General features: G+C 41.5%; 6 protein-coding genes. 5 read left to right on the forward strand and 1 reads right to left on the reverse strand.

Going from position 1 to position 8,653, the window contains the following annotated elements; all coding sequences use genetic code 11:
- Nucleotides 1–258: 258 nt before the first annotated feature.
- From ACFO6W_RS23560 to aroA, 4 genes are all read left to right on the forward strand, one after another.
- Entirely contained in the window at nucleotides 259–480 is a 222-nt protein-coding gene (locus tag ACFO6W_RS23560) for a cysteine-rich CWC family protein (protein ID WP_380001126.1), read from the forward strand.
- A gap of 260 nt (nucleotides 481–740) precedes the next feature.
- Nucleotides 741–2,471 (forward strand): phosphoenolpyruvate carboxykinase (ATP), encoded by a 1,731-nt coding sequence (locus tag ACFO6W_RS23565; protein ID WP_380001128.1) that lies wholly within the window; start codon nucleotides 741–743, stop codon nucleotides 2,469–2,471.
- A gap of 246 nt (nucleotides 2,472–2,717) precedes the next feature.
- Nucleotides 2,718–5,357 (forward strand): phosphoenolpyruvate carboxylase, encoded by a 2,640-nt coding sequence (ppc, locus tag ACFO6W_RS23570; protein ID WP_380001130.1) that lies wholly within the window; start codon nucleotides 2,718–2,720, stop codon nucleotides 5,355–5,357.
- A gap of 122 nt (nucleotides 5,358–5,479) precedes the next feature.
- Complete coding sequence (aroA, locus tag ACFO6W_RS23575; RefSeq protein WP_380001132.1) at nucleotides 5,480–6,700, forward strand: 3-phosphoshikimate 1-carboxyvinyltransferase; 1,221 nt, start codon at nucleotides 5,480–5,482, stop codon at nucleotides 6,698–6,700.
- A gap of 8 nt (nucleotides 6,701–6,708) precedes the next feature.
- On the opposite strand, the gene era is transcribed toward aroA, so the two are convergent.
- The gene (era, locus tag ACFO6W_RS23580) at nucleotides 6,709–7,590 is read right to left on the reverse strand and encodes a GTPase Era (RefSeq protein ID WP_380001134.1); all 882 of its coding nucleotides are present in this window, start codon (nucleotides 7,588–7,590) and stop codon (nucleotides 6,709–6,711) included.
- Nucleotides 7,591–7,695: 105 nt separating this feature from the next.
- Here era and ACFO6W_RS23585 point away from each other — a divergent pair, with 105 nt between their 5' ends.
- Nucleotides 7,696–8,595 (forward strand): PfkB family carbohydrate kinase, encoded by a 900-nt coding sequence (locus ACFO6W_RS23585; protein ID WP_380001136.1) that lies wholly within the window; start codon nucleotides 7,696–7,698, stop codon nucleotides 8,593–8,595.
- The last annotated feature ends 58 nt before the right edge of the window (nucleotides 8,596–8,653 follow it).

Genomic DNA, 8,653 nt, shown 5'->3' on the forward strand with positions numbered 1-8,653 from the left:
ATAATTGCTTATATTCAGATAGTTATATCTTTAACTTCTATTGTCAGAAGACCTGCCAAAGTATATATTTTCATCTTTCGCGGAAAAAGATTGAAAAAACGGGAGAATTATCTCTGTATTTAAGCTTTTGTATTTCGAGAACGGGTTGTGTTTTATAGTAACCTTGTGCCCATCGTATCGGTTGGTAGCATAAGTTTATATTATAGGCACTTCTGTCTTGGTTATCATTATATTATAAATCATCTAAAAATAAAAACAATGAAAAAGATATGTAAGAGATGTTCTGCGTCATTCAGTTGCAGGGAGGACAGGATAGAATTATGCAGTTGTCGTAAGGTAAGTCTTGTTATAGGAGTCCGTGATTATATAAAAGATAATTACCGGGACTGCTTGTGTCCCAAGTGTTTACAGGAAGCAAATACTTCCTTCTATGCATTTGATGTAAATCCTAAGTTCCTGAATAAGAACAAAAATGAATGATTTATAAAGAACTATATTACAGGAAAATAGCAAAATCTTGTTTTAAATTTACAATTTATTATAAATTTAGTCATTAATTCGTTTAATTGTATAGGTAAGTTTCCTTAAATTTGAAACTGGAAAGCATTTCAATACTGATTATATTCAGGTTGGAGTAATCGGTTTATGATCTTCTGTTCGTTTTAGCCATATAGCAGAAGATTATAAACTGAAAATTGTGCGGATAATCAAAAAATTATAAATAATAAACAATATCAGACATGCTACAAGAATTTACTCTAGGCGAAGGTAAAGCAATAATCAACTTCACTCTGAAATTTTGCGACACGCGGCAGAAAATACTTAACAGTTATGGATTCCATAGAGTTATAGAAGTCTTTATTCAGAAACTGAAGAAAGATGAAATAATTATCTATGAATATTATATCAAAGAATTCAAGACTGATGAGGAATTTGAAAAAACGCTGATAGAGGCATTTAAATTGCTTACTGTCTGCAATCCTGATGAAGTACAGAATGTGCATGGAAAATATGCTATCTTCTTCAATGATAAAGACTTGTTTATAGAACTGATAGAATTGCTTTATAGCTTCTGGCGCAGGCTTGAGCGATATACTATCGTCCACAACAGTTCGATAGGCAGTGGTTTGCAGAGCGTTCGTTTTATGCAGGCCAACGAATTGTTCAATGAGCTTATCCTTTCGATATACCGCCGTATCGAAGAAACTGTTATCGGTTACCAATATCGTGTTTACCGTCAATTAACAGCAGGCGCGAATGCAGCTCTTACGCTTAGCGATATCAGCTGGAATTGTCCTGTGGAATACAATGGACTGGCTCCTATACCGTTCATTACGGCAGTAATGTTTAATCCTCCGTTTATCTCTTACACCAAACGAAATACGCGTGACGGTATTTTCCAGGAACATAATATAAATCCTATTGAGAATATCGTTCTCAACGAGGACGACTGGTTCCTGTTCCCTGCTAAAGTTGGGAATATGCTGACATTTGTCTATTTCCATAAAGATTTTATGGTTCATGGTTTTGCTTTGGCAAACCTCTTCGAACTGGCAAAAGAAAGCGAATATATCGGTAAAAAACCGGATATTATCTATGTCTTTGGCTATCCGGACGGACATGAAGAAAAACGTACATTCTATTACAAAGATAAAAAGAACGATATCCTTATCGGTTATGCGAACCATTGCGACGATATAGACTATTTCGGGTATATGAAAAAAATGTTGCTCACACTGCATAATGTGAAGCAAATGGAAAAGCACCGCTTGCCGATACATGGGGCGATGGTAAACATTGCACTGAAAAACGGAAAAGAGTCGAATATCATTATTATGGGAGACAGTGGGGCCGGAAAGTCTGAAAGCCTTGAAGCTTTCCGTACGCTGAACGAAAAATATATCCGCCATATGCGTATCATATTTGATGATATGGGCTATCTGAAAAAAGAGACGGATGGCACAATAAAGGGTTATGGAACGGAGATCGGTGCATTTGTCCGTATCGATGACCTCGATCCTATGTATGCTTTCGAGCAATTGGAAAGAGGTATCTACACAAATCCGGACAAGGTTAATGCCCGCATCACGATACCTGCAGCTACATACGATGTTATCATGAAAGGATATAAAGTAGATTATTTCCTCTATGCGAACAACTATACAGAGTCGGATACGAAAATTAAGTTCTTTACCGATCTGGATGAAGCTATCAAAGTATTTGAGGCAGGAGCGCGTAAAGCGAAAGGAACCACAACCGAAAAAGGTTTGGTGACATCTTACTTTGCTAATCCGTTCGGGCCTGTACAGGAGCAGAAACTGGCGGGTAAACTTATCAAAGAATACTTTACCGATATGGATAAAAACGGAGTTAAGATAGGTGAGATTTATACATCTCTTGCGATAGAGGGACACAGTAAAGACGGACCTCGTGAAGCTGCCGAAGAACTATTTACATTAATCAATGATTAATCAGTGGATTAGCTTTCCTCTACCGGAAAGCTAATCCTGAATATTGTTTAATATCAGAACTTTTTTCTCAGTAAACAGGCAATATTTAAAACATTAGACTTTCTCTGATGTTTACAAATAAACACTAAATGGATACCGGCTAAGGTCGCAGACCTTTTTATTTATAGCTAGGTATAGCGATAAATGATTGTTATATCTTAATATGCAACATTAAATACATTCTTGTACATAATTAAATAGTAGACTATGAGTAATTTGCAGCAATCTTTGATGCATAACAATATCAAACTGCTTGGTGATATGCTGGGTAAAACAATCGGCGAAGCTAAGGGGAAGGATATGGTTGATCTGATAGAAACGATTCGCAGACTTTCCAAAGCCTCGCATTCGGGAGATATTGAAGCACATAAGTCGCTGGTGAAGACACTTCAAAATCTGAAAGATGAAGAATTTCTTCCTGTAGCGCGTTCCTTCAATCAATTCCTGAATCTGACAAATACAGCCGAGCAGTATAATAGTGTATCGCCTCATGCTCAGGGGGCGGAAAATCCTGTCAATTTCCCGGAGATATATAAAAAATTAAAAGATGCTAACCTTAGTGATGAAGCCATAATAAAAGCAATAGAGAATATCTCCGTTGACTTGGTATTGACTGCGCATCCGACTGAAATAAACAGACGCTCGCTTATCAATAATCTGAATCAGGTCGATCATTGTCTGGCATTGCTGGACCATGACGATTTGGCTAATTACCAAAAGGTGCAGATTTTGCGCAGGTTGAAGCAACTTATCGCCCAATATTGGTATACTGACGAAATCCGCCAGAAACGTCCGACTCCGAACGAGGAGGCAAAATGGGGCTATGAAGTGGTGGAAAACAGCTTGTGGAAAGCTGTCCCTGCATATATCCGTGAACTCGACGAACAGATAAGGAATACAATACCATACCGGCTGCCGGTTAATGCCCGCCCGATACACTTTTCTTCGTGGATGGGAGGTGACCGTGACGGTAACCCGAATGTAACGGCAAAAATTACCCGTGAAGTGTTGCTGGATAGCAGAAAAAGAGCTGCCAGGCTATTTCTCGAAGACGTTGAAGTTCTTGTAAAAGAGCTGTCGATGGCAACGTGCACTACTGAATTCAGGGATTATATAAAAGACTATGAGGTACAGGAGCCATACCGTGAATCAATGAAACGGTTGCGTACCAGACTGAAAAATACTGTAGCTTATCTGGATGCGCGTATCGAGGGAAAGAATCCGGAACGAACAGATGATATACTGATTCATAACGAACAGCTATGGGAGCCGCTTCACGAGTGTTATAAATCTCTTGTAGCCTGCAAGATGGAAATCATTGCCGACGATAAACTGCTCGACACCATGCGCCGGGTGCGTTGTTTCGGTTTAACTCTGACTCAGCTGGATATTCGCCAGGAGAGTACGATACATACTGAAGCCTTGTCCGAAATAACCCGCTACCTTGGATTGGGAGACTACGAGACCTGGTCGGAAGAAGACAAACAGGCATTCCTGATAAAAGAACTTAATTCGAAACGTCCGCTTATCCCCCATAACTGGGAGCCCAGCCCTCAGACTAAAGAAGTACTGGATACCTGTAGGGTAATAGCGGAGACACCCGTCGGGTCAATTCCTACCTATGTCATTTCAATGACAAGGACTCCTTCCGATATACTGGCAGTGTATCTGTTGCTCAAAGAAGCGGATTGTCCATATACATTACCGGTAACACCATTGTTTGAAACGCTGAATGACCTGAATAATGCCAATGGCATTATGCAGCAGTTGTTTGCTATCAACTGGTACAAAGGCATTATAAAGAACAAGCAAATGATAATGATCGGTTATTCCGACTCGGCTAAAGATGCAGGTTCTCTGGCGGCCGGCTGGGCGCAGTACCATGCGCAGGAAGCTCTTATCAAGACATGTCAGGATGCCGGAATCGCCCTTACTTTATTTCATGGTCGTGGCGGTACTGTTGGCCGTGGCGGAGGCCCTGCCAAGGTCGCTCTTTTCTCACAGCCTCCCGGTTCGCTGAAGGACGGACTCCGTGTAACGGAACAAGGCGAGATGATCCGTTTTAAATTAGGTTTACCTGATCTGGCTATTAAAACATTGTCGCTATATACCGATGCTATACTGGAAGCTAATCTTCTTCCTCCTCCGGCACCTAAGCAGGAATGGAGGGATCTGATGGATGAGCTTTCCGATATTTCATGTAACAGTTATCAAAGCTTGGTTCACAGAGACCCGGATTTTATCCCGTATTTCTATCAGGCTACCCCGGAGGCGGAATTGGCCCGTTTGCCGTTGGGTTCACGACCGGCAAAACGCCGTCCGAATGGGGGAGTGGAAAGTCTTCGCGCAATCCCCTGGATATTCGGCTGGACTCAAAACCGATTGATGCTTCCTGCATGGTTAGGCGCGGGAGAAGCCTTGCAGCAGGTCATTGACAATGGCAAAATGGATACATTGAAGGCGATGTATAAAGACTGGCCATTCTTCGGTACCCGTATCAGTATGCTCGAAATGGTATTTGCCAAAGCCGACCTGCGTATGTCTCAATATTATGATGAAAGGCTTGTAGAAGATAACTTGCAGATATTGGGTAAAAAACTGAGAAGCCAGCTTGAAAGCGATATGAATACAATATTGAGGATATCTCAGGATGAGCATCTGATGGAAAGCCTGCCTGAAGTGGCAGAGAATATCGCAATGCGCAATATTTACACAAACCCACTGAATCTTCTTCAGGTGGAATTATTGCACCGGACAAGGAAAGACGAAGAGCACTCGTCGGAACTGGAACTGGCTTTGATGATCACAATTTCGGGAATCGCCGCCGGTATGCGTAATACAGGATGATTTTTTTAGTTGCAAGTTGCGAGTTACGAGTAAACAAGCTGGCTGAAGCATCAGTAATCCCGTAACTTGTAACTGCCCATAGGGCGAAGTAACTCGTAACTGAAAATTATAATAAATACGATATGCAATATAAAATTACGGCACCAAATGCCATAAATTCGATCATTTCACTCCCTGCTTCGAAAAGCATCAGTAACCGGGCTCTTATATTGAATGCCATGAGCCTTAGTGCTTCAGAAATAGCCAATCTTTCTGATTGTGATGATACCAATGTGATGGTAGAGGCTTTCACATCGGGTAGCAACCTGATAGATGTGAAAGCGGCTGGAACATCCATGCGCTTTTTGACAGCATTCCTTGCTATAACTCCGGGTGAATGGATCATTACAGGAACAGAACGGATGAAGGAACGCCCTATTCATCTTTTGGTAGATGCATTGGTTTCTTTAGGTGCACGTATCCAATATTTGGGAAAAGTAGGATATCCGCCGTTGAAAATTAAAGGAACGGCACTGGATGGAGGTGAAATCTATCTGTCGGGGGATGTGAGTTCCCAGTTCATTTCTGCCTTGTTGATGGTCGCACCTTCTATGAGTAAGGGGTTGACAATACATCTGGAAGGAAATATTATATCCGTACCGTATATTAAACTCACGTTGGGTATGATGGCCCAGTTCGGTGTAAAAACTCATTGGGACGGACGGACAATAAAGATATATCCCGAAGAATATCGGACAACGCACTATACTGTGGAGTCGGACTGGTCGGCAGCTTCGTACTGGTATGAAATGGCAGCGCTTGCCGGGGATGCCCGTATAGAACTGAAAGGCCTGTTTAAAAACAGTATGCAGGGTGATTCTAAAGTTGCCGAGTTGTTTCTCGATTTGGGGGTCGCGACCGAATATGTTAAAGATGGTGTTGTACTGACAAAGACAGGAAAGGTAACAAAGAAGATGTTCCATAATTTTGTGAACGAACCGGATCTGGCTCAGACTTTTGCCGTTACATGCTGTATGATGGGAGTTCCTTTTATGTTTACAGGCTTGCAAACACTTAAGATAAAAGAGACCGACCGGATAGAAGCATTGAAGAATGAAATGAAAAAATTGGGATACCTGCTATACGATAGCGAGGATAGCATCCTGGAATGGAACGGTGAAAGATGTGAACGGGAGGCTGACCCGGTAATAAAAACATATGAAGACCACCGCATGGCGATGGCCTTTGCTCCTGCGGCCATAAAACTGGATCATATCAATATTGCGCACCCCAGGGTGGTGACAAAGTCTTATCCCCGTTTTTGGGACGATCTCAAGTCGGTAGGATTTTCAATTGAAGAGTAAAAGTAAGATCAATCCAGACGATACCCGTATTGGCGGAGTAGGTTATCCCTGCTTCGCCAATCTTTTTCTACCTTGACATATATTTCAAGGAATATCTTTTTATTGAAGAAGCGTTCCATGTCTTTGCGGGCCATTGTGGCCACTTTCTTCAGCGCCGCGCCTTTATGGCCTATGATAATACCTTTCTGGGTGTCGCGTTCTGCAATTATCAACGCCCTTATATTGATAATATCCTTTTCTTCTTTAAATTCCTCAACGATGACTTCCACCGCATAAGGAACTTCCTTCTGATAATAAAGGAGGATCTTTTCACGGATGATCTCCGTTACAAAGAAGCGGGCTGGGCGGTCGGTCAGCGCGTCCTTTTCGAAGTAAGGAGGGGACTCGGGAATCAAATCCAATATTCTTTTCTTTACGGTATCTACATTGAATTTATTCAGGGCAGATATCGGATATATTTCAGCTTTTGGCAACAGCTCTTTCCATTGAGCCACCAGTTTTTCCAATTCCTGCTGATTGGTCTGGTCTATTTTATTGATCAGCAGCAGAACGGGTGCATCTACATTTTGTACCTTTTGCAGAAATTCTTCGTTCTTATCCGTTTTTTCTATAACGTCCGTCATATAGAGCAGTACATCGGCATCGCTCAGTGCGGATACGGAGAAGTTAAGCATCGACTCCTGTAATTTATAGTTAGGCCGTAGTACCCCGGGAGTATCTGAATATACAATCTGATAGTCGTCTGTATTCACGATACCTAATATGCGATGGCGCGTGGTTTGCGCCTTCGAAGTGATGATGGAAACTTTTTCTCCCACAAGAAGGTTCATCAATGTTGATTTTCCTACATTGGGATTGCCTACTATATTTACAAATCCGGATTTATGCATCTGATATATGGTTCTATTTATTTGAAGACAAAAGTAGTAAATAAAGAATTATAATACTGAATTCATAACAATTTTACTACTTTTGCATTTCAAAAAAACAGAATAATGCATAAACATGATCTTTGCTGTGTCGGGCACATCACTTTGGATAAAGTGGTTACATCTAAAAAGACAGTACATATGCCCGGAGGTACAGCTTTCTATTTTTCTCATGCCATCCGTCATTTCGATGATATAGATTATTCATTGGTTACATCTCTGGCCGAGTCTGAAATGAGTGTCGTTGACGATCTGCGTTCCAAAAATGTAGATGTACACGTAATCCCGAGCCAGCATTCAGTATATTTTGAGAATATATATGAAGAAAATCAGAATAACCGCACACAGCGGGTTTTGGCAAAGGCAGACCCATTCTCTGTAGACGGTTTTGAAAATTTAGATGCCAAAATATTCTTATTAGGAGCATTGCTCGCCGATGATTTTTCGCTCGAACTGGTCGAGTACCTTTCCCGAAAAGGGCTTATAGCAGTCGATTCACAAGGGTATTTGCGCGAGGTAAGGGAGCAGAATGTATATCCTATAGACTGGAAAGATAAGCTGGAAACACTGAAATATGTCCATATACTGAAAGTAAACGACCTGGAGATGGAGGTCCTCACAGGAATGAAGGACATAAAACAAGCATCCCGTCAGTTATATGACTGGGGTGTGAAGGAAGTTCTGGTAACTCTCGGTAGCTTAGGTTCCGTAATATTTGACGGAAAGGAATTCTATAAGATACCTGCTTATAAGCCCACGGAAGTGGTTGATGCAACGGGCTGTGGCGATACTTATGTTACAGGATACCTGTATAAGCGGGCAAAAGGAGCGGGCGTAGAAGAGGCTGGAAGATTTGCTGCGGCAATGGCAACTATCAAGATAGAAAATTCAGGCCCGTTTAACGGTTCGAAAGATGATGTGGAAAATAGGATAAGGACAGCGGAGCAGATAATGCCGGTTGTTTAATTAGGGTCTGCTGAAAAACTCAGCAGACCAATTCATATTTAATTCGGTTTGCGTCCGC

Origin of the sequence: Dysgonomonas termitidis, from assembly GCF_042654545.1 — a bacterium.
GTDB lineage: Bacteria > Bacteroidota > Bacteroidia > Bacteroidales > Dysgonomonadaceae > Dysgonomonas > Dysgonomonas termitidis.

Excerpts from the sequence above, each read along its gene's own strand:
- ACFO6W_RS23585 (WP_380001136.1), top strand. The coding sequence starts at position 7,696 with ATGCATAAACATGATCTTTGCTGTGTCGGGCACATCACTTTGGATAAA.
- era (WP_380001134.1), bottom strand. The coding sequence starts at position 7,590 with ATGCATAAATCCGGATTTGTAAATATAGTAGGCAATCCCAATGTAGGA.
- aroA (WP_380001132.1), top strand. The coding sequence starts at position 5,480 with ATGCAATATAAAATTACGGCACCAAATGCCATAAATTCGATCATTTCA.
- ACFO6W_RS23560 (WP_380001126.1), top strand. The coding sequence starts at position 259 with ATGAAAAAGATATGTAAGAGATGTTCTGCGTCATTCAGTTGCAGGGAG.
- ppc (WP_380001130.1), top strand. The coding sequence starts at position 2,718 with ATGAGTAATTTGCAGCAATCTTTGATGCATAACAATATCAAACTGCTT.
- ACFO6W_RS23565 (WP_380001128.1), top strand. The coding sequence starts at position 741 with ATGCTACAAGAATTTACTCTAGGCGAAGGTAAAGCAATAATCAACTTC.